The organism is Microbulbifer sp., from assembly GCF_036563125.1.
Lineage (GTDB): Bacteria > Pseudomonadota > Gammaproteobacteria > Pseudomonadales > Cellvibrionaceae > Microbulbifer.
The window spans coordinates 15,660-39,337 of record NZ_DATCMV010000187.1 but is presented as its reverse complement, the minus strand read 5'-3'; the positions used below and the strand labels follow the sequence as shown (position 1 = coordinate 39,337).

General features: G+C 57.4%; 17 protein-coding genes. 6 read left to right on the top strand and 11 right to left on the bottom strand.

Going from position 1 to position 23,678, the window contains the following annotated elements; translation table 11 throughout:
* From VIL80_RS16080 to VIL80_RS16065, 4 genes are all read right to left on the bottom strand, one after another.
* Positions 1-671 (bottom strand): peptidase associated/transthyretin-like domain-containing protein (locus VIL80_RS16080; RefSeq protein ID WP_332037104.1); only part of this gene is annotated, 671 nt, incomplete at its 3' end.
* A gap of 51 nt (positions 672-722) precedes the next feature.
* Complete coding sequence (locus VIL80_RS16075) at positions 723-1,184, bottom strand: hypothetical protein (protein ID WP_332037103.1); 462 nt, start codon at positions 1,182-1,184, stop codon at positions 723-725.
* A gap of 172 nt (positions 1,185-1,356) precedes the next feature.
* On the bottom strand, positions 1,357-1,890 hold the full coding sequence (locus VIL80_RS16070; RefSeq protein WP_332037102.1) for a hypothetical protein: 534 nt from the start codon (positions 1,888-1,890) through the stop codon (positions 1,357-1,359).
* Positions 1,891-2,092: 202 nt separating this feature from the next.
* Entirely contained in the window at positions 2,093-2,749 is a 657-nt protein-coding gene (locus VIL80_RS16065) for a DsbA family oxidoreductase (RefSeq protein WP_332037101.1), read from the bottom strand.
* A 449-nt stretch (positions 2,750-3,198) separates the two neighbouring features.
* Here VIL80_RS16065 and VIL80_RS16060 point away from each other — a divergent pair, with 449 nt between their 5' ends.
* The gene (locus VIL80_RS16060) at positions 3,199-5,406 is read left to right on the top strand and encodes a S9 family peptidase (RefSeq protein ID WP_332037100.1); all 2,208 of its coding nucleotides are present in this window, start codon (positions 3,199-3,201) and stop codon (positions 5,404-5,406) included.
* Between the two features lie 46 nt (positions 5,407-5,452).
* On the opposite strand, the gene VIL80_RS16055 is transcribed toward VIL80_RS16060, so the two are convergent.
* Positions 5,453-7,162, bottom strand: coding sequence for a M1 family metallopeptidase (locus VIL80_RS16055; RefSeq protein ID WP_332037099.1), 1,710 nt, complete (start codon positions 7,160-7,162; stop codon positions 5,453-5,455).
* Between the two features lie 262 nt (positions 7,163-7,424).
* Between VIL80_RS16055 and VIL80_RS16050 the strand changes: the two genes are divergently transcribed.
* The 5 genes from VIL80_RS16050 (at position 7,425) to pelA (ending at position 16,009) form a co-directional block, all read left to right on the top strand.
* Positions 7,425-10,583, top strand: a complete 3,159-nt coding sequence (locus VIL80_RS16050) for a two-component regulator propeller domain-containing protein (RefSeq protein ID WP_332037098.1) — start codon at positions 7,425-7,427, stop codon at positions 10,581-10,583.
* Positions 10,584-10,590: 7 nt separating this feature from the next.
* The gene (locus VIL80_RS16045; RefSeq protein WP_332037097.1) at positions 10,591-11,265 is read left to right on the top strand and encodes a response regulator; all 675 of its coding nucleotides are present in this window, start codon (positions 10,591-10,593) and stop codon (positions 11,263-11,265) included.
* Positions 11,266-11,503: 238 nt separating this feature from the next.
* Positions 11,504-12,145, top strand: a complete 642-nt coding sequence (locus VIL80_RS16040) for a hypothetical protein (protein WP_332037096.1) — start codon at positions 11,504-11,506, stop codon at positions 12,143-12,145.
* On the top strand, positions 12,145-14,586 hold the full coding sequence (locus VIL80_RS16035) for a matrixin family metalloprotease (protein ID WP_332037095.1): 2,442 nt from the start codon (positions 12,145-12,147) through the stop codon (positions 14,584-14,586). The genes VIL80_RS16040 and VIL80_RS16035 overlap by 1 nt, the downstream gene beginning before the upstream one ends.
* A 196-nt stretch (positions 14,587-14,782) precedes the next feature.
* The gene (gene pelA, locus VIL80_RS16030) at positions 14,783-16,009 is read left to right on the top strand and encodes a pectate lyase (RefSeq protein ID WP_332037094.1); all 1,227 of its coding nucleotides are present in this window, start codon (positions 14,783-14,785) and stop codon (positions 16,007-16,009) included.
* A 107-nt stretch (positions 16,010-16,116) separates the two neighbouring features.
* Here pelA and VIL80_RS16025 read toward each other — a convergent pair whose 3' ends face one another.
* The 6 genes from VIL80_RS16025 to VIL80_RS16000 form a co-directional block, all read right to left on the bottom strand.
* Entirely contained in the window at positions 16,117-17,136 is a 1,020-nt protein-coding gene (locus VIL80_RS16025; protein ID WP_332037093.1) for a cytochrome d ubiquinol oxidase subunit II, read from the bottom strand.
* On the bottom strand, positions 17,133-18,515 hold the full coding sequence (locus VIL80_RS16020; RefSeq protein ID WP_332037106.1) for a cytochrome ubiquinol oxidase subunit I: 1,383 nt from the start codon (positions 18,513-18,515) through the stop codon (positions 17,133-17,135). The genes VIL80_RS16025 and VIL80_RS16020 overlap by 4 nt, the downstream gene beginning before the upstream one ends.
* 79 nt (positions 18,516-18,594) lie before the next feature.
* Positions 18,595-19,197: a GbsR/MarR family transcriptional regulator gene (locus tag VIL80_RS16015; protein WP_332037092.1), complete on the bottom strand. Its 603-nt coding sequence runs from the start codon at positions 19,195-19,197 to the stop codon at positions 18,595-18,597.
* A gap of 108 nt (positions 19,198-19,305) precedes the next feature.
* Positions 19,306-20,169, bottom strand: coding sequence for a DUF1853 family protein (locus tag VIL80_RS16010; RefSeq protein WP_332037091.1), 864 nt, complete (start codon positions 20,167-20,169; stop codon positions 19,306-19,308).
* 33 nt (positions 20,170-20,202) lie between these two features.
* On the bottom strand, positions 20,203-22,530 hold the full coding sequence (locus VIL80_RS16005) for an autotransporter family protein (RefSeq protein WP_332037090.1): 2,328 nt from the start codon (positions 22,528-22,530) through the stop codon (positions 20,203-20,205).
* A complete protein-coding gene (locus tag VIL80_RS16000) occupies positions 22,520-23,269 on the bottom strand; it encodes an OmpW/AlkL family protein (protein WP_332037089.1) in 750 nt (249 codons plus the stop codon). Before VIL80_RS16000 ends, VIL80_RS16005 begins: the two co-directional genes overlap by 11 nt.
* Positions 23,270-23,678: the final 409 nt, after the last annotated feature.

Genomic DNA, 23,678 nt, shown 5'->3' with positions numbered 1-23,678 from the left:
GCGAGCTGTGAAGTCGCCGTCGCCGTCGAACTGCTAAACAGGAAAACCTGGAAATGGATGTGGGTAATCCGCCCGGTATACCAGCCTGGGTAAATGGTTTCAAACAGAACCATGCCATCGCTGTCCACGTCCTGGATGCCGCGGCAGAAAGTCTGTCCCACCGTATTCGCTCCGGGCTGTGAATAGCCGGAGTAGACGCCGTCCTTGTCGCAGTGCCACACATATACCGTAGCGTTGGTAATCGGCGCGCAATCGTTGTTTACATCCACCAGATTCAGTACCAGTGTCAGTGGCACACCGGCTTTTCCCTCGGTGATGTCGGCGCGTACCATGGCCGAATTACTCAGTACCGCGGTGAGCGGGTAGGGGCCTTCGGTCTCCTGGGGAATCAGTGTACAGCTACCGGGGGCCCCGCCAGAGGAGCTGCCACTGGAGGATGAGGTACTGCCGGAGGAACTTCCTCCGGATGAAGAGCTTGCGCTTGATCCTCCGGAGGAGGAACTGGATCCGCCACTGTTCCCGCAGGCGGCGACAAATGCCGCACCCGTCAGGCCCAGGGCGGATAGCATCTGCCGGCGATTCCAGGTTTTTGCCGTTGCCTGTAACTCCGTGGGTGGTGCCGCCGAGCTATCTTTGGGCGCACCATTTACCTTTTCACTTTCTTTAACCATTTTTTTCCACCTTGAATTCGTATTCTGGGCCCGGTTGCCACTGCCGTGGTGTCAGCCTGCGCGGCACTCACCCCTGATTTCCACGGAACCCTGTAGATTGCTCTTCTCGATTACAAACCAGCCGTGAGGGCAGTATTTGGTACCGGCGAGGACTTCTTCCAGGCGCTCCTGCGCGGCCTTTTCCGGGTTTTCCCGCATTTTTCCACTCATGCCGCCGCCACCCATGCCTCCACCGGGGCCGCCACCCATACCGCCACTGGGACCACCGCCGCCGCCGGGGCCGCGTCCGCCACCACCGCCAGGTCCTCCACCGCCGCCGGGTCCTCCACCGCCACCCGGGCCGCGTTCGCCGCCGGCATTAACCGTGGCAGTGTAGGTGAACATGCGATTACCCTGTTCGGTGATATTGGCGATGAAGGACTCAGAGAAAACCGGCGGCGCCTTGGGGGCGCTGGCGCAGCCCGCTATTGCAGTGATGGCGGCGAAGACTGTTGTCATATAAATAGGTTTCATGGAAGCTCCCGTGAATTGTGACGACCATGAGACCACAGCGGCAGGAAGGGGTTGAGTACGAGGGGGGTAAAGTTGGGTTAAAGAATGTTAAGGGCCGCGGCAAAGAATGTTCGTGCAGTTGCGCGGGAAGGCTGCTCGCATGGAAATTGCTCACAGCCGGAAATCAGGGTGCTCAATAGCCCCAGGGTATCGGTGGTTTCTGCACGGGTCTGGTGAGGTCAAACCGCACGCGGAATTCCCGCCCGTTTGGCCGGGTCAGCTCGTAAATGAAATAGTCTTCCGGGTGGATTTCCATTGCCCAGGTATTGTTCAGGGAAGCGCTCAGCCCTTCCTTTTTAAACGTATCGATGGATTCCTGATCCACAGGAAATTCCTGCCGATTTGCGCTTCCCTCACCGGTGGTATCCCCACCGTACATGGTGACAGTATCTTCACTGCCATCTTCGTGGCGGTGGTCGTGTTTCAGGCGCAGGCCGGATGCGGTGCGGGTCAGAATCCAGGTGCGCGAATGATCTTCTCCAACATGAAACGGGATACGGATTTCTTTTGTCGGATCGTCGCAGCCGCGCACATGCATCACCAGTTCCTTTCCGTCGAACGCATCCGGCTCAGTGGGGCGCGGCTCGTTCGCAACAATCTCGCCGGCAAATGCCTTACCACAGTAGGCCGATATTTCACTGAGAAACTGGTCGGCCGGTTGCGGCACCTGTGATTCTTGGCTGCAGCCAGTGGCCATCATTATCACAACAGGCAAAGTGAGTGAGCAGATTACGCGATTTCTCATAGTGGAATATCCCGGTGAAATTAATGGCAGGCTTTTTTGTTAGTTCATGCCTTTTTTCCGCTCGCCTTGGAGCAGGGTAGCGTCACTTAGCTTAGCGTCACTTAGCTTATAGAAGGGAAGCTACTCAGGTCGAGTGTCGATGCAGGATGGCGTGCAGCTGTTGCTCAAACACCGATACGTCGTCGGCGCCCTTGATGGCGTATTCTTGATTGAATATGAACAACGGAACGCCCTGGATCCCCTGCATCAGCAGCTGTTCTTCCCGCGCCCGCGTCTGGCGGGAGATGGCTGTGTCCTGCAGCGCGGCAGCGGCTTCCTGTCGATCCAGTCCCACGGTTTCAACCGCATCCAGCAGCACACTCTCATGACTGAGGTTTTTGCCGTGGGTGAAGTAATTGCGGAAAAGCTGCATCTGCAGCGCTGTCTGTTGTCCACTCGACTCTGACCAGTGCAGCAATTTGTGGGCCTGATGTGTGTTGTAGATACGCATCTCGACGGTGAAATTGAATGCAAATCCCACATCGGTGCCCAGTGCGGTGAGGCGCGCGCGGTTGTCCTCGCTCTGCGCCGCGGTGATGCGGTATTTGCGCGCAATATGTTCGCGCAGGTTTTCCCCGGCTTCCGGCATATCCGGATTGAGTTCGAACGGGTGCCAAACAATATTCACATCGAACTGGGCCGGAAAGGCCTCCAGCGCGCGCAACAGGCGCTGGTAACCAATCACACACCAGGGGCAGACCACGTCGGAGACAATATCGATACGCAGATAGGTATTTGCCATTCTTCGCTCAGTGTTCATTCCATTTTTTTGATGATGGCGCCAATAGTCTGGCGTGTAAATGTGCTCGCAGGGAACAACAAAAATAATTCAAAAATTCGCATTCAATGGGGACTGTTTCCCACAGTGAATGCCAGTATTTCCCTCGGAGCCTTCGGTCTCTTAATCGTCATCTTGATCGCCATCGACCGGATCGTCTCCCGGCGGACCAGAGGCGCTTCTGACCGCGCTACAACTGGCCAGGCGCGTTGGTCTCGCTGCTGGCAGGGATACTGGTGAGTCTGCTCACACTGCAAACTGCTGCGGATTTTGCCCCCGCATTCGACGCCGAATAAGGTCGTATCGCCGCAAATTCTGGCGCTGAAATGAGCAGCCCCCTATTATCTCCCCACTGAATCGGGGGAGCTGTACTGCAGTTTCCGCTAATAAAAATCCAGATTGCGAGTGATTGCATGAAACGGAAACTATTTTTCCTGTTGGGCTGCGCTTTTGCCAGTTATTCTTCTGCTGAACAGCTGACCATCGACAGAATATTCTCTGATCCCGCCCTGAGCGGCACCAGCCCGCGTGCGCTTCAATACTCCCCGGACGGCAGCCGGGTCACCTTTCTGAAAGGCCGCGACGAAGATTACAACCGCTACGACCTGTGGGAATACCGCCTGAAAGACGGCGAGACCCGAATGCTGGTGAACTCCGACAAGCTTCACTCCGGCGAAGAAAACCTCTCCGACGAGGAGAAGGCCCGCCGCGAGCGCCAGCGTATCTTCGGCAGCGGCATCATGGAGTACAGCTGGTCCAAAGACGGCAAATCCCTGCTGTTCCCCCTCGCTGGTGATGTTTTCTATTACGAACTAAGCAACGGCAAGTCCAAGCGCCTGACCGAAACCGAAGCCTTCGAAACCGATGTGCGGGTTTCCCCCAAAGGGCATTTTGTTTCGTTTATCCGTGACCAGAATATTTTTGTGGTCGACCTCGCAACCGGCAAGGAGCGCCAGCTCACCACCGACGGCAAGGGCCCGATCAAGAACGGTATGGCGGAGTTTGTGGCCCAGGAAGAAATGGACCGCATGACCGGCTACTGGTGGTCGCCGGATGAAAAACGCATCGCCTTCCTGCAGGTGGACGAGAGCCCTGTGGACGAGGTGACCCGCAGCGAGATTTATGCGGACCGCATCGACATGATCCAGCAGCGCTACCCCGCCGCCGGCCGCCCCAACGTGAAGATCAAGCTGGGTGTGCTGGATCTGGCCAGTGGCAAAACCCAGTGGCTGGATCTGGGCAAGGATCAGGACATCTATATTCCGCGGGTCAAGTGGGCGCGTGACAACCTGCTGTCCTATCAATGGCAGAACCGCAGCCAGCAGAAGCTGGAGCTGCGCTTTGTGGATATCCCCAGTGGCAAGACCCGCGTTGGCCTCACTGAAACCAGCGATACCTGGGTCAACCTGTTCAACGACCTACGTTTCCTGAAAGACAGTGATCGCTTTGTATGGGCGTCCGAGAAGGACGGCTTCAAGCACCTGTACCTGTATGACTTCAACGGCAAGCAGCTGGCGCAGCTGACCCGTGGCGACTGGGCCATCGACCAGCTGGAAGCGGTGGATGAAAAGGCTGGCAAGGTGTATTTCACCGGCCGCAAGGATACCCCGATCGAGCGTCACCTGTACGTCACCGACCTGAACGGCAAAGGCAAGATCGACAAGATCTCCTCCCGCGCGGGTATGCACGGTATCGCCTTTGCCGACGATGCCTCCGGCTATATCGATTTCTACTCCAATCCCACCACGCCACCGCAGGTGAGCCTGCACGGTGTCGATGGCAAGCGCGTGACCTGGCTGCAGGAAAACAAGGTAGAGAAGGGCCACCCGCTGTATCCGTTCATGAGCGACTGGATTGTGCCGGAATTCGGCCAGATCAAGGCGCCGGAAGGCCACACCCTCCACTACCGCATGTACAAGCCGGCCGGCTTCGATCCGAAGAAGACCTATCCGGTGCTGGTGTTCCTGTACGGCGGCCCGCACGCGCAGCTGGTAACCAACAGCTGGGATCGCCCGTTCAACCAGTTCATGGCCCAGCAGGGCTACGTGGTGTTCACCCTGGACAACCGCGGCTCCGCCAATCGCGGCAAGAAATTTGAAGACCCGATCTTCAAGAAGATGGGCACCGTGGAGGTGGACGATCAGGTGACCGGGGTGAAATTCCTGCGCACGCTGCCGTACGTCGACGCGGAGCGCATCGGTGTCTATGGCCACAGCTACGGCGGCTATATGGCACTGATGACCATGTTCAAGGCCGGGGATTATTTCAAGGCAGGTATTTCCGGTGCGCCGGTAACCGACTGGGCCCTGTACGACACCCACTACACCGAGCGCTACATGGGCAACCCCAATGAAGTGCCGGAGGCCTACGAGGCGTCTTCTGTATTTCCCTATGCCAAGGACCTGAAAGGCCCGCTGCTGATCTATCACGGAATGGCGGACGACAATGTGCTGTTCACCAATACCACCAAACTGATCAAACAGCTGCAGGACAACGAACAGCAGTTCGAGCTGATGACCTATCCGGGCAAGAAGCACAGTATGCGCGGCAAGGAAACCGGCAAGCACTGGTACAAGATGATGAAGGACTTTTTTGACCGTACCCTGAAGGGCGGCAAGTAAACTCAAACGGGGGCTTTAAAGCCCCCGTTTTTTTTGGGGCCGAAATTTAACGTTTTTTACGTTTTTCGGTATTTTCCTCACATTGACCAATTATCGGGAGATATCTTAATACCTTCATTTCTGGATCTATCACAACATGGTCATTTTCCGAAGCGGCAACAGTTATTTTTCCGTTTACCGGTTGGTATACCTTAAGGTGCCCGTTAACGGACACCGGCACAGGCATCGGGAAGCGAAGGTTCTCCGGGGTTTTCCAGGTCAGGACCATTGACTGCTCTTGCGTTTGCTGTACCAGCTCCGGTAATTCAGCTTTTTTCAAATACACATCAAACAGCCAGTTGTAATCCTTGTCCGTCAGTCTGTTAACAATATTGATAAAATCCTGCGTGTTGCGGTAGCGAGAGGCAATCGGGTAAGTCAGGGAGGACGTATTGGCTGTGCCGTACAGCAATTCCCTGGTTGCCTGCCAGAACAGCTTATCGCCGATCAACCAGCGCAGGGTGTGCAAGATCCACCCACCTTTGCCATAAATATCAGAATTGAATGCCTGTTCAGACGTAATATCACCGTCCAGCACAATCGGTTTGCAGTTCATCAATCCTAAATAGGATTTATACATGCTGTAGTTGTACGCAGCGCTACCAAAGTGATCGAGGCTGTAAGCTGGTTGCATGTATAAACCGAAGCCCTCATGTAGCCAGGCATCATTTAGTTTTTCATGGGTAATTAAGTTGCCGAACCACTCATGGGCCAATTCATGTTGCAGCAACCAGTCAAAACCATATTCGTCACGTTTATATTTTTTACCATAGGCATTGATCGTCTGATGCTCCATCCCTAGGTGTGGCGTTTCAACAAAGCCCAGCTTTTGGTCGCCCCAGGGGTAAGGCCCCAATTGACGTTCGTAGAATTCAATTTGTTGCCGTAAATCGTTATCAATAAGCTGTTGAGCTTTTTCTACATTTTCATTCAGGGCCCAGAATTCGATGGGAACCTGAGTGCCATTGATGCCGGTATAAGTTTGCTCGACCTTGGTGAAAGGGCCGATATTCAATGCAATGTTGTAATCACTGGCCGGAACAGACAGCAGCCAGTCGAATTGCAATTTATCGTCACCTACCGGGGTGATCTCCTGCAAAACCCCATTGGTAACCGCGCTCAAGCCTTTGGGGACAGTAAGCCGGATGCGCATACTGTCTGCCTTGTCACCAAAATGGTCTTTGCATGGCCAGAATAAATCGCAGCCTTCACCTTGTACCGCGGTGGCGATCCAAGGTTTTCCATCCTCCGTCTGTTGCCAGACTGTACCTCCGGCCCAGGGGGCATTCAGGGCAATATGTGGTTGGCCCGAATAGTAAACATCGACAGTAACTTGTTCGCCTTGGTGGAATGTTTTTCCCAGGTCAATGGTCAGGATGCCGTCGGTCCTCTGAAAGTAAGAGGCTTGTCCATTGACCAAAACCCGTTCGATGTCAAAACGGCTATCCAGTTTTAATTCGACCTGTGCGCTGTCCTTTAACAGTAAAAATTCCGTGCTTCCTGTACCTTTTATGGATTTCTTATCGGGGAATATTTCTAAATTCAGATCGTAGGCTTTGACATCTGCCCGCTGTGCTACATCCGACAGCGGTTGGCCGGTGTCGCCAATCAGTGGGTCCAGTGGCGGGGGGAGCTGTTGGCAGGCGGTCAGACCCAGCAGGGGAAACAAAGTCCATAAAGGGTTTTTGGTTGTCTTGGCAGGCTTAGCAAAACGCATGGTAAATCTCAGAATATGGAATACGAAATATCAGACGATGGCGACATCGTTTTATGCAGTCAGCAATGTTCAATTTCCCTCTTGCCGCACTCATTGATGCGGCCGGATGTGGCCCGAACTAACCAGTACATAATACGTAAAACTGTGACGGTCGTCCTGCATGGTAGGCATGGCATCTGCTTAGAATAGAAAGAAAACCGGTGTGTAAACTTGTGCCGGAATGCGCTGATGTCCCCACTTAAAATATAAAAACGGAGCAACGATGCTTGTAAGAAGCCTCGTTTTTCTGCTGTTCCTATCGCCCCTGGCCCTATCAGCCCAGTCGCTGGAGTTTATGCCTGTGGGGCTGGCGCAGGGGCTCGACGTGAAGGTCGCCACCTCGGTGCTGGTGGATCGCAATGGCTTTTTGTGGGTGGCGTCACGGGAGGGGCTGTACCGCTACGATGGCTATCAGGCCACGCCGATGCCGACCGGCAAGCGGGGCCTGCCGGATCAAGATATCCGCGCACTGTATGAAGATCGCGCCGGGTATCTCTGGGTGGCCACCAATACCAGCGGCGTGAGCCGCTACGATCCACGCACCAATACCTTTTCCCACTTCCGCCACCAGTCCGCAGACCCACACACACTGACCCACGACAGCATCTATGGTATGGCGGAAGATGCCGAGGGCAGGTTGTGGGCTGGCAGCCAGATCGGCCTGAACCGGATTGACCCGGTTTCCGGCCGCGTTACCCGCTTTCGGCACGACCCCACTCAACCCCGAGCCCTCGCACACGATTATGTGTACGACGTGCTGGCAGAACCCGGCGGCGACGCGGTGTGGGTAGCCACCATCGGTGGGGGCATCAACCGCTGGCAGGCGGACGCCGACGGCTTCGATCACTTTGATCTCGCCGGTCTGTCGGGTATGCCGGAAGAGGTTAACAGTGTGTTCGGGCTGGCACGGCGGGGCGACACAACGCTGTTTGCCGGCACCCGCGCCGGTCTCATCGAATTGGATTTCGCGCGCGGTACCGCGCGGACCGTAGACCTTGGCGGTGATGAACCGCCTGTTATTCCCGCGTTGCAGTGGGGGCCGGAAGGGCGGTTGTGGGTCGCGACCATGGGCCGCGGAGTGCTGATTTATGATCCGGTTTCCGGAGACGTCGAAAACGCAAATCCGAACCCTCTGGGCAGTGACGGCCAGCTGCCGGCGCTGCCGCAACTGTCGCTGCATTTCAGCGGCGGTAAGTTACTCGTCGCCACCTGGGGGAATGGCGTTTACATGGCGCGTCTACAGCGCGGCGAGTACGGGTGGCGGCGTGCCGGCGAAGAAGCGGGGCTGCTGCGTCACCACAATGTCACCGCGGTGATGTCGTCTCCCGAGCGTCCGCTTTGGGTGGGATCATTTGGCGGCGGTGTTCAGCACTTGATGCCTGATGGAAGATTCTCTTCGGAGACTGCGCAAGCGGGCGATGCGCTCTACACAGACGGTGTGATTTCCCTTGTCGAGCGCCGCAGTGGCCAGCTGTTGGCGGGTAGTAACCACGGGCTCTGGATATTGGATCCTGACGGTCGTCACCGGTTGATCGGCAGCAATACCGGGGAGGGGCTGGGTGAGGGATACGTGACCAGCCTGCTGGAAAGTGATAACGGAGAATTGTGGGTGGGCGTCGGTGGCAGTGGTCTTTTCCGTTTGCCTGCAGGGCATTCGCACTTCACGGGATATACGCATCACCCGGACCAGGCGGACTCCCTGAGTGGCAACTACATCACCGCACTGCTGCAGGTGGGTGAAAACCTTCTACTGGTGGGCACCCGTTCCAGCGGACTCAATCTCTGCCAGATGACCCCCTGGCAGTGCCGGCGATTTGGTGGCGACCAGGGGCTCGCCCACCACAATGTTACTGTGCTCTACCGGGACCGCCTCGGTGCCATCTGGGCCGGAACCGATGGTGGCGGTCTGCATCAGTTCGAGCTCGGGCGAGACGGTACATTGCGATTGCTGCGGCGCTGGAGCGAGGGCGATGGCCTGCTGGGGCCTGGGATTATGGGTATCGTCGAAGACGACGATGGCTCCCTGTGGCTGAGTTCCCGCCAGGGGCTGACTCGCTTGCAGCCGCGCACCGGTGCGCTCGAGCACCATGTCGCCGAGAGCGGGCTGCCGGTGATCCACTTCAATGCCCGCGCGGCGTCGCGGGACCGCCACAATCTTTATTTCGGCGGTATCGGCGGCCTCATCACCATTCCCGTGGGCACAGCGATGGCTCAGCTGGAAGCCAGTCCGGTGCGGCTGGTAGATATTTCCCGCGCTGCAGAAGGAAATGCGCTCCACACGCAACCGGCGATGGCGCTGGAAAGCCTCGAGCTGGATTGGGGTGAGATGCTCTCGGTTTCTTTTGCCGCGCTGGATTTCGCCAAGGCACCTCATCAATACCAGTATCGCTTGCAGCCGACGGAGGCCTGGCAGTCGCTGGGTCCACGGCGTGAACTTACCCTACTGGAGCTGTCACCGGGCAATTATCAGCTGAGTGTGCGGGGGCGGGATGTATTCGGGCGCTGGGGAGAATCTCCTGCTCTGTCGCTGAATGTGGTACCGCCGCTGTGGATGACAGCCTGGTTCCGCGTGTTGGGGGTTTCCCTGTTACTGGCAGCGGGCTTTGCACTTCACCACTACCGGATGCGGGGCCTGCAGCGGCGAAACCGGATGCTTGAGCGTCTGCGTGGACAGCGGGAGCGTGCGCTTGAAAAAGCGGAAGTCAGCGGGCGCAGGCTCGCGCAGGCCCACGCCGGGTTGCGCAACCTCACCGCGCGTCTGCAGTCTGCGAAAGAGGAACAGCGGCAGCAGATTTCAAGAGAGTTACACGATGAGCTGGGACAGAACCTGACGGCGGCCAAGATCAGTCTGCAGCGAGTGGCACACGCAACCAGTGCCGAAGACCAGCGGCAGCGGGTTTGTGAATCCGTGTCGATGCTCGACCACATGATTGCTCAGGTGCGCAACATTTCCCTGACACTGCGACCGCCATTACTGGATGACGTCGGCCTTGTCGAGGCGCTGAAGGTGCATCTCGGCTCGGTGCAGGATCGCACCGGTGTGGATATCGGCTTACACGTGGACGGCGGTATCGCCAAGACATCGCGGGATGTCCGCACAACCATATTCCGGCTGGTACAGGAGGCGGTCAGCAATGCCTTGCGACATGCCGGGTGTAACCGGATTACGGTAGCGCTCGAAGGTCGCACCGCCGGGATTTTTCTGAGTGTACAGGACGACGGTTGCGGGTTTGATGTGAAGCGGGTGTGGGAGCGGGTGCTGCGCGGTGAGCACCTGGGGTTATTGGGGCTGCTTGAGCGCGCACGCAGCGCCGGCGGTGAGCTGAAGTTTGATGCCGCACCTGGGCGTGGCTGCCATATCACTGCGATGATTCCCCTGTGAGTAAAAAATGCTAAATCCGATTAATGCGCAAAATAAAAAACGTATTCTGCTGGTCGATGATCACTCCCTGATGCGCGCGGGTATTCGCGCGCTGCTGGATGAATTTGGCGATTTTGAAGTGATTGGCGAAAGCGGCAATGGTATCGAGGCGCTGGAACTGGTGCGCAAGTTCATGCCCGACCTATTGCTGCTGGATATCTCCTTGCCAGGGTTGAATGGGCTGGAAGTTCTCCGCCAGATCAGTCAGCAGCACCCGGACGTTCGCGTGTTGATGTTGTCGATGCACGCCGGCTCCGAATATGTCGCCCGCGCGCTGAGCTTCGGTGCTTCCGGATATCTACTCAAGGATTCGGCATTTGATGAACTTGCCGCAGCGCTTCATGCCGTTGCCGGTGGCCGTGACTACCTGTGCACGGCAATCGATACTGAAACTGTACAGCGTTTTATCCACAGTACGCAGCAGGGACAGTCAGAGCAGGAAATTCTGACCCCCAGACAGCGGCAGATACTGCAACAGATCGCGGAGGGGTTCGGGCCGCGAGACATTGCGGAAAGTCTCAATGTGAGTGTGAAAACCGTTGAGGCCCATCGCGCGCAATTGATGGAGCGGCTGGGTATACATCACGTGCCGGGGCTGGTGCGTTTTGCCATTCGAATAGGACTCGTTTCACCCGACCTCTGAACCATTTTGGTGCTGGGGAAATTCCCGCGCCAACTTCCGCACCAGTTTTTTACTTTGTGCTTTTTTGTGGATCGACTGGTTCACGCAATTTCCAATATCGGGGTTTCCCCTATATCTCGATATTGGCCCTCTTTTTAATGTTGGTTGGTCAACGCAGAAGAACGCTCGCACCTGATTTTTGGGGCTTGCTAATCCAGTTGCTCAACGATGCCGATAAACATTGAGAGAGGAATGCAAAGTGTTTAGAAAAATCATGCAGTGTCGTAAGCCCGCTGCCACGCTGGCGGCGGTGCTTCTGGTCATGCTTTCCGTACCCATGGCCAACGCAACCAAGCTGAAAGCACAAAACCTTACCCAGTTGATTCAGGGAGCAGAATCCATCGTGGCTGGAACGGTCACGAAGGTGAGCGACGGTATCGACACCGCGGGTGTTCCCTACACCGAGGTCACCATCGCAATCGGCTCTGTGGCCAAGGGGAAAGTCAAGGAAGGAGAAGATTACACCTTTCGCCAGTTCGGCTTGCTGAGCCCGCGCAAATCCGCAAATGGACATCAGATGCTCGCCATCGCTCCGGATGGTTTCCCACGCTGGAATCAAAATGAATATGTCGTGGCGTTTATGTACAAAAAGGCCAGTCGCACCGGTCTGCAAACCACGGCCGGCATGGCACAAGGCAAGCTGAATATGATCAATGGCATGCTGGTCAATCAGTTCAATAATGCCGGGCTTTTCGATGGTGTGGAAATCAATCAGCAACTGCTGAGTACCGAACAAAAAAACATGATCACTTCCCCCGGTGCCGTTGATGCAACAGCATTCATGGAGCTTGTTGGCCGCGCGGTTGCGGAAGACTGGATCGGCAAAGGGGAGATGAAATAATGAAAATATCCAAGTTAACCATGGCGATCGGTCTTGCCGTTACCGCCAGTGCTGCGAATGCCGCCGGCCCTCTCTACACAACCTATACCGACAATCCACAGCCCTTAAAGTGGGATACCAGCAAGGGTCCCATTCCAGTTTATACCGATGGCGGTGCCGCGTTTACACTGGATTACGATGGTGAAACCCCGTTTATCACCATCGAACGCGCCAATGAAATCACCGAGCACGCCTTCAAAAACTGGAGTGATGTACCCACGTCCACCTTCGCGGCTACCATCAAGGGTACCATCGAGGAAATGACCGGCATCGCCGATGTCACCGGTGAAAATGCCACCGAGTTTTACGACAAGGAAAATGGCTACGGTTTCTGGGTGCTATATGACACCGACGGCTCCATTCTGGAAGATTATTTCGGTGTGCCGAAATCGGCAGTACTGGGGATCGCCTTTCCCGAGTGGGCAGATGAAAACAACAACATCATCGAAGCCACCGCGGTAATGAACGGCTGGAACGTCTGGGATCACGACACCGAGGGCAATCAGGTCGCCGGTGTGTTTACCCATGAGTTCGGCCACGCGATCAACCTTTCCCACAGCCAGGTGAATGGCTCCATGGCCTACATGAGCTATACCTATTCGCCCAACTATCCGGGTATTGAAGGTTGTGGCGTCGAGGCTGTACACCGTTACGACTACCCGGCTGCGTACGGTGCCAACAATGCCGACCCGGCGATTATCGAAACCATGTTCCCGTTTATCGATCACAGCGGCCAGGCAGGTTTCGAGCAGAGCACGGTGGACCACCCGGATGATATGGCGGCGATCTCTAATATCTATCCGACGGAAGACTATGCTTCGACCACCGGTACCATCACCGGCGTGCTGCGCCTTAAAGATGGTGTGACCGAATACAGCGGCATCAATGTGATTGCGCGCAACGTGAATAACCCCATGTTCGATGCGATCTCGGATATGACCGGTTCCGCCACCCAGGGCAAAATCGGCCCCGATGGTCGCTTTACCATCCGCAACCTGACTCCGGGCGAGTCCTATGTACTTTACCTGGAAGAGATCACCGCTGGTGGCTATCCCACCACCCCGCAGCGCCTGGCTTCCGTGGGTGAATACTGGAACTTGACCGAAAGTAGCGACCCGCTGACGGACAATGCCTGTGACGCGACACCGATTGTTGCGGAAGCCGGTGTCACCAAACAAGCAGATTTCTATTTCAATGGCTTTGTAAAAGGCGTGCAGGTTACCCCGGTGGTGGCCGCGTTTATCCGCGACCTATCCAAAAGTGGCAATGTGGCGGCCGGTGAAGTCGGCAGCACCGCATTTATGTGGTATCCCGACCTCGGCTTCAGGGTGTTGCCGCCGGAATACGCCCCGGCAAATGGCGCCCTGAGCCGCAACGGCCAGAAAATGCTGGTGCAGAAAGACATGAACGGCAATGGCATCCAGGAGCCGGTGATCTGGAGTGCGAAGGGCGATATTGCCCTTGGCGACCTGAATGGCAATTCCTGTGGCGGTGGCAGTGATACCGGTAAAGCGGCCGCGAGCGGCTGGGCGATGGACGATACTGGCAAAATTGCCGTTGGCCTCGCGTACAAGGACACCGACGGAGATGGTAAATGCCAGGGTTCTTACAAAGGTGAAATCGTACCCTGGATCTGGGATGAGAAAGGTGGCATGCGTGAGCTGAGCACCGAGGGCTTGGATATCTCCAGAACCCAGTTCGTGCGCGCACATGGTATCTCCGGTAATGGCAAAGTCGTTCTGGGCAGTAACTCGCACTCAAAGGCAGTTGCTTGGGTGGACGGTGGCTCCCTGCTCGACCTGTCAGAAGCCTATGGTGCCTACGAAACCTACACTTCCAGCTACGACGGTAAAAAGGTCGCCCTATCGACCCGTGACGGTGTTCAGCTGTGGAACCCCTACATGGGCCTGGGTGAGGATGCCGTGACCAATGTGGGATCCCTGCGCTGGTGCCAGGATATGCCTTACTACTTCTTTGGCCGCGACTACTGCGCGATTCTCGGCGAAGAAGCGATTAATCAGGCGGTGGGTCCGGTACCCCTGACCGTGTTTGACATGAGTGACGACGGCCGTGTCATGGTGGGTCGTGCCGGCAGCTTCCGCATTGGCCTGGCTGGTGGTATCTGGATTGAAGGCGTGGGCTGGATGCAGTTCGCTGACTTCCTGAAGAAGCAGGGCGTGGTGGAAATGGACAAGCTGCCGTTGGACAACCCGATCTCCATTAGCGCCTCCGGTAAGGAGATCGTCGGTGGCCTGGCGGGCGCCTCCTTCTCCTGGCATATCGACCTCAGTCAGGTGCATGTGTGTAACGGCGGCGTGACGCAGCTGACCGGATTCCCGGGTGGCTTGCAGGAAGCCGTTGCCGCAGGGGCCGAAGTTGGGCGCTGTGAATTCCTTAACTAATCGGTAGCGTTTTTGATCGTTGTTTCCCCGGCCTCGCGCCGGGGTTTTTTGTTTTGGGAGAGGGAGAACCGTCAGTGGAAGATACCTGGGGGCCCCCGCTGAATGGGTTTTACCAGCGGCGCGACTCTGTTAGCATCGCTTTTGGTATGACCAAATAATAAATTTCTGCCTGACAGAAACCATGGCGAGCCCTGTTATGACATTCCCCCGCGTGAACGCTGCCCGCTGTCTCGCTCTCAGCGTTCTGCTGTTGGCCACTGCCGGTTGCGGCGCCAAAAATGCCCCGTCTGCATCCTCCGGCCCCCAGCCCGACCCGCTGGCAAACCTGCAGCCCGCCCGCGATATGGCGGCCTACCGGAGCATGTCGGACCAGCTCTATCGGCTGGATCAGGAGGCGATCAAGCGCGAAATGGCTGGCGCCGGGTTGGACAAAAGCACCAAACCCGCCAAGGACAAGCTGTTCGGTTTTGATATCAAAAAGGCGGTCAACGACCGCGATTTTATTGCCAGTAGCGAAGGGCGGGCACTGGCCGACAGCCTGCTCACCTTCCAGACGCCCTCCGGTGGCTGGTCCAAACGCACTGATATGAGTGCACCGCGGCAGCCGGGCCAGCAGTTTGGCACCGAAAAAGATTACGTCCCCACCTTTGACAACCACGCGACCAGTACCCAGTTCTGGGTGATGGTGAATGCCTGTAACGCGCTCAACCACAGCCGCTATTGCGACTCCGCCAGCCGGGCGCTCAACTACATCCTGCTGGCCCAGTATCCCAACGGTGGCTGGCCGCAGAACTTCCCGCTGCGCGGCAAGTATCACGACGACATCACCTTCAATGACGACGCCATCGCCAATTTGCTGAGAGTGGTGAATGCAGCGGCTGAGGGGGACGAGCGTCTGGCATTTCTCAGTGACGAACTGAAGGCGCGCGCCAGCGATAGCCTGCAGCGCGCACTCGATATGCTGGTAGCAACCCAGGTCAAGGTAGACGGCGAGCCCACCATCTGGGGCGCGCAGCATGATCCGGAAACCCTGCAACCCACCGCCGCGCGCGCGTTCGAGCCGGTCGCGCTGGCCACCAGCGAAAGTGCGGAGCTGGTGCTGTTCCTGATGAGCCTGAAGAACCCGCCGGAAAATATCCGCAGCGCGATCGACAGTGCACACCGCTGGTTTGAGCAACACCGGATCACCGGCCTGCGTTATCGCCGCGGTGACCAGCTGCCGGCACTGGTACCCGAGGAAGACGCGGACCCACTGTGGGCACGTTTTTACGATATCGACAGCGACCGTCCGGTATTCGGTGACCGCAATGGCGAAGTGTATTTCGAGCTTGAGAAGGTGTCCGCCGAGCGCCGCGCCGGATACGGCTGGTATTCCGAGCAGCCGTATAAAGTGCTGAAGGAATACCGCAAGTGGAAGCCGTGATTCGTCGGCTTTAATCCGCGATGGTTTGCAAAAATAAAAACGGCCCGCACAGTTGCACTCTGTGCGGGCCGTTTTTGGTTAGGGGTTACCTATTTATTTTCCACTCTTCAGTGGTAGTGCAACTCCGTGGCCTTGCCGCGGAATACGCGGTAGGAAAATGCGGTGTACAGCAGAATCACAGGAATTACGATCAGCGCGCCGACCAGGATAAATTGCAGTGATTCCCGCGCACTGGCGGCCTCCCAGATATTCAGCTGGCCGGGCACAATTTCCGGAAAGAAACTGAACCCCAGTCCACTGAAACACAGTACAAAAATACCCACCACGATGGCGAAGGGCATAGCGCTGTGACGGTCGCCGGCCTTCGGCAGCCTGCGCAGCAGAATGTCGTTGCCGATAAAACCGAGAAAGCAGAGTACCGGGATCAGCAGCACGAACATCACCAGCGGAAAGGTAAACCAGCGGTCGAACACCCCGGGGTTGACCAGCGGGTTGATGGCGCACACGGCGATGACTCCCACCAGCGTTGCGCGGCCGGCCACAAGCGTCCAGCGTACCGCACGGCTTTGCAACTGGTGTTCGGTCTTCAGTACCAGCCAGGCGGCACCGATATAGCTGTAAGCGGCAGTGACACCCAGTGCGGACACCACGCAAAACAGCTGCGAAGGTAGGCTCTGGTCAAAGCCCATCACATACTGCCCGAGCATGTAGCCCTGGGTGAGGGTGGTCAGCAGCGAGCCGATCTTGAAGGTGCGATCCCAGGCGAGTTTGTGGTCCACTGCCGCCTTGGCGCGGAAGTCGAATGCCACCCCGCGCATGATCAGTCCGATCAGCATGATCGCCACCGGAAGATACAGGTGCATCAGGATCAGGCTGTGGGCAGTGGGGAAGGCGATCAGCAGCAGGCCCACCGCGAGTACCAACCAGGTCTCATTGGCATCCCAGAAGGGGCCGATCGAGGCAATCATGGTATCACGCTGCAACTCGTCGTCTGCGCCCATCGGTAGCAGGATACCCACACCCAGGTCGTAGCCATCGAGAATGGCATAGGCCAGCACCGCAATACCCATCAGGGCAATGAAAATTACCGGCAGCCAGTCGCCGCTATGGCTGATTACATCGTTCATGCGTGTTCTCCCACGGTATACGGCTTGTGATGGGATTGGGGCAGATTGGTGAGGCTGCCGTCGGCGGCGGGTTCTGCGGTTTCAAACTCCTCGACGTAGACAGACTTCATCGCCATACGTTTCAGGGTGTGGATATAGGCCCACATCAGCACCACGTAGACGATCAGGTAGAGGGTGAGTGACAGGCCTACATTGGTCGGTGCCACCGGTGTTACCGCTTCTGCGGTGGTCAGGATGCCGGTGACCAGCCAAGGCTGTCTTCCCACCTCGGTGACATACCAGCCCGCCAGTGTCGCCACCCAACCGGAAAAGGTCATGGCCACCAGCAGTTTCAGGAAACCTGCGGGCAGGGATTGCCGGCGGCGCAGCAGGTAGTAGCAACCGGCCCAGGCGGTTGCGAGCATCAAGATGCCCACGCCCACCATGATGCGGAAACCGAAAAACATGGGTTTGACCGGCGGGTGGTTGTCCTTGAACTCATTCAGTCCGCGGATCTCCCCGTCCATCTCGTGGGTGAGAATCAGGCTCGCCATATTGGGTATGGCAATGGGGAAGTGGTTGCTGCGGGTCTCCTCATCGGGGATGGCAAACAGCAGCAGCGGAGCGCCCTTTTCGGTTTCCCAGACCCCTTCCATGGCCGCGATTTTTTGCGGCTGGTGCTCGAAGGTGTTGAGCCCGTGCAGATCACCGACAAATACCTGCAGCGGTGCCAGTATCGCCGCCAGTATCAGCCCGGTTTTCAGCGCCAGTCGCGGTGCCTGTTTTTCATCGCCCTTGAGAATGCGATACGCGGAAAGACCGGCGACAAAGAAGGCTGCGGTCAGGCCCGAGGCCAGCAGCATATGTACCAGGCGGTAGGGGAAGGTGGGGTTAAAAATCACTTCCATCCAGTTGGTGGCATGCACCACGCCGTCGCGGATTTCATAACCCGCCGGGGTCTGCATCCACGAATTGAGAGCCAGGATCCAGAAGGCGGAAAGTGTGGTACCCACCGCGACCATCAGCGCGGAAAATGTGTGGACTTTGCTCGGTACCCGCTTGATGCCAAACAGCATGATGCCGAGAAACGTCGCTTCGAGAAAAAATGCGGTCAGCACTTCATAGCCGAGCAGCGGCCCCGCGATATTGCCCACCTTTTCCATGTAGCCCGGCCAGTTGGTGCCGAACTGGAACGACATGGTGATACCGCTCACCACGCCCAGCGCAAACGTCAATGCGAAAACTTTCACCCAGAACCGGTATGCGCGCATCCACACCGGGTTACCGGTGAAGTCAAAGCGCAATTTGAAAAAGAACAGGATCCAGCAGAGGGCAATGGTGATCGAGGGGAACAGGATATGAAAGCTGATATTGGTGGCGAACTGGATTCGCGACAGCATCAGGGTGTCCAGCGCAATGTCCACAAAGGGTACCTCATTTCAAGGTTGCGGCCATATGCGGCCGCAGGGGTTACGGCAGTTACTTCGTTTTGTTTCTGGTCGGCTTTTGGGCTGTGGGGGTGGTGGCGGACTTACCGGTTGTCTTGGCTTTGACGCTGGCTTTCATATCCAGCAGTTTGTTAAGCCCGGAGCCCAGTTTCATCAGTTTGTGCAGGTCCTTGTGGTCCAGTTTGCTGAGGGTATTGGCGAACTGGTCGAGCATTTCCAGCAGGCTGTATACCTCCTGGATTTTTTCCTGCGCCTGGGCCTCCTGCTCGTCGCGGGGATCGCTCAGTAGCAGCTGGCGCAACAGGGTGAGGGTCGGGTCGAGCTCGCGCTTGCGGCGTTCCTCGAACACGGTGCGCGCCAGGTCCCAGATGGAGCCGGCAGCGGTGAAATAGTCCTTGCGGTCGCCGGGCTGGTGGTGCAGCTCGATCAGCCGCCACGCCTGCAGCTCCTTCAGCCCCATGCTTACGTTGCCGCGGCTGATCTTCAGCGCCTCCGCCAGCTGGTCGGCATTCAGCGGCTCGGAATGAATGGTGAGCAGGGCAAACATCTGCCCCACCGTGCGGTTGAACCCCCAGCGGCTGCCCATCTCCCCGAAGTGCAGTACAAAGGCCTGGGCCTGGTTGGATAGCTTCATATTCTTTTCAGGTATTTCTTAACTTTCAGAAATTTCTGAAAATTGTAAATACAACCTGAGACAAGTCAAGGCCGTAAATGCATTTTGGTGGTGGTGGTAATGGTGGGGCTAGCCGAGGAGAAGGTGTGTACGGGCTTGTGCAAGCCAGTCGATGGGTACAATAAAGCCGCGACTCACCTCGGTGGCGCCCTGCAAGCCAGCCACACAGCGGGGGTAGTACGCGGTGGCCTGGTTGAGGTATTCCTCTGTCTCCGGTGACGGGCGGCTGGCTCCGGTGCAGGGCGCCAGCCAGGTCTGTTTTGGCAGCTGGAGCCAGCGCCAGTCCTGATCCGCAAATTGTGTTTGAAAGCCGCGGGCGTTCCTCCACCAGTAGCGGGGTGCGGAGTTGGTGTCATCCAGAGATGCAAACAGCCGCCCGGGCATTACCGCCCACTGCCGCTCGGGTGCCAGTCCGGCCCGGTGCAGCTGCGCTATGGACTCCGGTTGCAGAGCCAGAGGCAGCTGGTGGTCTCGCATATGCGCGAGCTTGATATCCAGCCGGTCCCGGAACCCGGGGCCCACCCAGTAGTCTCCCACCTGCAGGTAAAACTTTACCGCCACTTCCCAGTGCTCGACCGTATCGTCGGGCAAATGCCGCACTACAAAATCCAGTTCCCCCAGGGTTTTTTCACCACTGCGGATGGGCAGGTTGCGCGTGAGCAGTGCGTAATCCGGGTGCTGGGAAAAGGCGAAAGCCCACAACTGTTCAAAGTAGATACCCAGTCGCCGGCTCTTGAGTGCTTGCAGGCTGAGTTCCAGTTCAGGCCGCAGACGGGAGGATATATCGGGGGAGGAAAAGAACTGATGCAGCCGCTCACGCCGCTCCGGCGGCAGCCACGGCAGTGGAAAATCCGGTGCGATGTCCGGCGCGGAGAGTGCCCACAACAGATTGTTCCAGTGGTCGGGGGTGGCGAACGGAAATGAAGATGTCATGGGGCGAGTATAGGGAATCCCCGCGATCACCGGCTACCACTTGTAGCGAAAGCCGACGGTGAGGCTCACTTCAAAGCTGTCTGCGAAATTATCCAGGCTGGTGGCGTAGTCCACTTCGCCGTACACCGAGCAGCGGTCGCCGCACTGGTCGTAGGCAAAGCCGAGGCCAAGTTGCGCCCACCAATCATCCCGTGACTGATGGAGGGAAGTGCCGGATACCTGGACTTCAGTTTCGTCGTCGAAATAGTAAGAGGCATTGGCGATGGCGTAGAGGCCGATACGCTCCAGCAACCGGCTGCCGTACACGTTGCGGTTTGCGCGCTGACTGACCCGCTGCTCGAAGGCGAGCCCGAAACGCGCGGAGCCACCGCGGTTATCGGTGTCTTTCAGCAGCACATTGTAGGGATCGCGGTTATCGTCGATGTCCTCGGCATTAAAGACCAGTTGTACCTGCGGCGTGAGTGCATAGAAGTCGCACAGCCTGAAACTGTGGCCAGCCTCAACGGAAAAATTGAAAGCGACCGCGTCATTGCCTTTGCCGAGATACCAGAGCTCATGGCTGTACAGATCCGAGTCAAACCAGTTGAACTGCATCTGCAGGTCGGCGTAGCTACCCTGGCTGCCATACCAGGTGAGGGATGATCCGACCCCGTAGCCGTCCGTGGTAATTTCCCCGTGACCAAAAAAACTGTCGATATCTGTATCGCCGTAACCGTACTGGGCAAACAGCCCCAGCATCAGCCGCCCGCCATACACCGAGGGATCAAAGGAAATGTCTGTGCCGACCTGAACCTGGCTGAAGTCCAGCTGCCACTCGGCATGGCTGGTGGACTGTTCAGGGGTGTTCTCGTAATAGTTGGACGCTACCCGCAGCCACGGGCCGCCACCGTCGATGGTTTTTTCCTCTGCGTCGCGGTAGCAGCAGATTCCGCGATCGCGAAAGCTGGTACCGGCCCAGAAACGGTTGCCCACCCGCTGGCGCAGGGAGACGGGCTGATTCATCCGGCGGATGACCTGGGCGTAGGTTTCATACAGCACTGCACCCGGCTGCCAGCGCGGGATCAGTTGCCCGCTGCCGTCGAAGGGATCCAGCAGCGTCGAGCGCAGATACCAGTCGCCATCATCCGGGCTCTGCAGTCCGCCCTGATACAGCGCGTAGCCGTAGGCACCACCGACAGTGGCGACCTCGCCATCGCGACCAAGGTAATCGCCGTCGAGCACGAAGGCATCACTGGTTGAAGTTCCGGTAACGTCGATGATCTTGATACCGTCACCGGTGGTGGCGGCACCGGTACCGTTCAGGTTGAAAATACGCACCAGGGTGCGGCCGCTGGCACTCCCGGCAATATTGAACAGGTCGGTGGGCGAGTTGTCTGCGCCCAACTGGGTGTCTATCCACAGGCGACCATCGCGGCCATGGTAATTGCCGAAGCGTCCGTCGTCGTGGCTGGCAAGGTTCAAATTATCGAAGCGCTCGTCCCACAGCCACAGGGTACCGGCGTTGATGATGTCGCCGGAAATGGTGTAATTCCGCGGTGCGAATTCAACGATTCCGCCGTAGCGAATATCCAGCCCCAGTGGCGTATCGCCATCGCTGCCGCCACCGACATCTAATGCGCCGCTGAAACGTATTTTTGAGCTGCCATTGATAATGATCCGCTCCCAGTTCTGCAGCAGGTTGCCGTCGAGCTGGTGATCCAGTTTGAAGCGCAGGGTATCCACATAGCCGTCGTCGGCGGTGAGGTCATCACCACCATCGAGCGTCGCATCGCCCTCGTAGGCGAAGGCATCGATGGTGAGCTCATCGGAACCATCGCCGCCGCGCACCAGTGATACCAGGCCTTCGTCCCAGTAGATGGTGTCGTCGCCCTCGCCGGTATCGAGATGCCGGTAAACAAAACCGCCGTCGAGAATAACCTCGTCATTGCCGCTGCCGGTATTCAGCTCGAATACCAGTCCATCCCGGATCTCGACGCGATCGTTGCCGGCGCCGGTATCGAGGCCGCCATCAAAAAAATTGCCGACCTCCGAATCCCGGTTATCGATAAACACCGCATCGTCGCCGTCGCCGGTGAGCAGGCCGTTCTCTACCGTAGCACCGTTGAGATTTATACGGTCATTGCCGGTTCCGGCATCGACACTGCCAATGATGCCGCCGTCCAGGTTCAGGATGTCGTCGCCGCCGAGACTGCTCACATTGGCACCGGCGGCATCGTTTTCCGCATCGCACAGAATCTGGTCCGGTCCTTCGGTACCGGTATTACCCGGGGTACATTCCGCCAAAGCGCCGAACGGTAGTAACAACAAACCGCATAGGAGCCAGATACGCACGGGCGCCATAGCTGCGGCCTCAGAATTCATAGGTAACGCCCAGGTTCAGCGTCCAGGGGTTGGTATCGAGGTCCGAATAGAGTCGCTCGTAGCCGGGATTGAGCGGATAGGTGACAACGGCATCGGTGCTGGTGTCTGTGTAGATCACCGCCGCATTGATCAGCCAGGAGCTGGCAAATCCGCGCCCCAGGCGCCAGTCGATACCGAGCTGTGCGCTGGCGCCCCAGGAGTGTCCCATGCCCAGTTTGCCGGGGCCTGCGGCCATGCCGCTGTCCATCAGGTAGCGCTGAAATTCCGGGTTCAGTTCGTCGTCGTAAAAGTCGGAATAGTTGAGCCCGATTCCCAGGTAGGGCTGCCCGAGGCAGTGCAGGTCCGCCATGTACCAGTTGACGAAGAGGTTGGCGGACGAGGTGGAAAAGCGGCCGAAATAAATATTGTCGCGCCCGGGATAGGCGCGGAAGTTTTCCAAGTGCAGCGAGTGGTCGCTGCCCCCCACATACAGCAGCTCCAGCCCCAGGTAAGGGAGTGGGCGCCACACACCGGAAATGTTCCAGGTCGTATCGTCCTCTATGTCCCAATCGGTGCGGTACAGCTGCCAGTCCTGCAGCACGTAATATTTGAGCGGTGTGCCGTCGTCATCCGGATAGACGAAGCTGCCCCCCAGACGCACATAAAAGCGGGTAAGGTCCAAATCCGAAACAGGGATCTGCGCAGAGGCCAGAAGGGGAAAAATAAATGTCAGTGAAGCGGCCAGTCTGAGCATTTTCATTATTGACTCCGTTGTACACCGCCGGGGGGATAAACCCAGAAGGCAAAAATAAAAGTAGCACGGGGCAGAGACTTTGCCGGGCGGGTGAACGCGGCGCTGACCATTTGTTCACGCAGCTTCCTGGCCCCGATAATAGCAAGGACATTGCCGGGCAAGGCGTGTAAAATATCGCCACCCGACATCCGGAAAAGCGCAGGAACCGTCGCTTTCTGCCCACTCTTATTTATCCGGTCACGACTTGTCTCCACCCTGGTATCCATCCCCGGATCTGTCACAACGCCATGCAGTACCGCTCGCGATTTTCCGCTCTCACAGATGCCCTGCGATCTCTGGCGACCTGCTGGCGGGATTCTGCGTTTTGCGATCTGGATTTAGCTTGGCGTCACCAGTTCCCATCCCTCAGCGATGC